1 protein-coding gene is annotated in these 662 nt (G+C 67.1%); it reads right to left on the bottom strand.

Annotation, left to right across the window (positions count from 1 at the left end; genetic code table 11):
* Positions 1-662 (bottom strand): Na/Pi cotransporter family protein (locus ACFMBG_RS24155; RefSeq protein WP_421057178.1); only part of this gene is annotated, 662 nt, incomplete at both ends.

Genomic DNA, 662 nt, shown 5'->3' with positions numbered 1-662 from the left:
ATGCGCCGCGCCTTCAGGTCCATGCCGCGGCTGAGCCAGACCGGGATGAAGGCGGAGCCGAAATTCGCTCCCAGCACCAGCGACAGGCCGGCGGCAAAGGGGATGGCGCCGATCTGCACCAGGGTGACGCACATCAGGATCGCCGCCACGCTGGAATGCATTACAAAGGCCAGCGCGCCGCCGACCAGGAAGGCGGTGATATAGTCGCGCGCCAGGTAGCCCGCGATGGCGGGCAGGAAAGCGCTGTCGCGGATCGGGTCCATCGCCTCGCGCAGAAACCTGAGCGATATCAGTATGAAAGCCACGCCCATCAGGATCCGCCCCAGCTGCCGCGCCTTCTTGGTCTCGGTCTTGACGAACAGATAGCCGCCGATCGCCAGCAGCACCGGCACCAGCCAGTCGAGCTTGAACGACAGGATCTGGATGATCAGCGCCGAGCCCAGATCGCCGCCCAGCACAATCGCCAGCCCGGTCGGGAAGGCGAGGTAGCCGCTGGCGGCAAAGCCGGATGTGAGCAGCGCCACCGCCGCCGAGCTTTGCAGCACGATGGCCAAGATCAGCCCCATGGCGCCAGCCTGCAGATGGCTCTGCCGCCCGGTCAGCAGCCGCTGGAACGAGGCCCCGTAGCTGCGCTCGATCCCGGTGCGCACCATCCGCACCGC

Origin of the sequence: Leisingera coralii, assembly GCF_049056525.1 — a bacterium.
Taxonomy (GTDB): Bacteria; Pseudomonadota; Alphaproteobacteria; order Rhodobacterales; family Rhodobacteraceae; genus Leisingera; species Leisingera coralii.
Note: the sequence above shows the minus strand (reverse complement) of the source record. Positions and strands in the feature narration are given on the sequence as shown.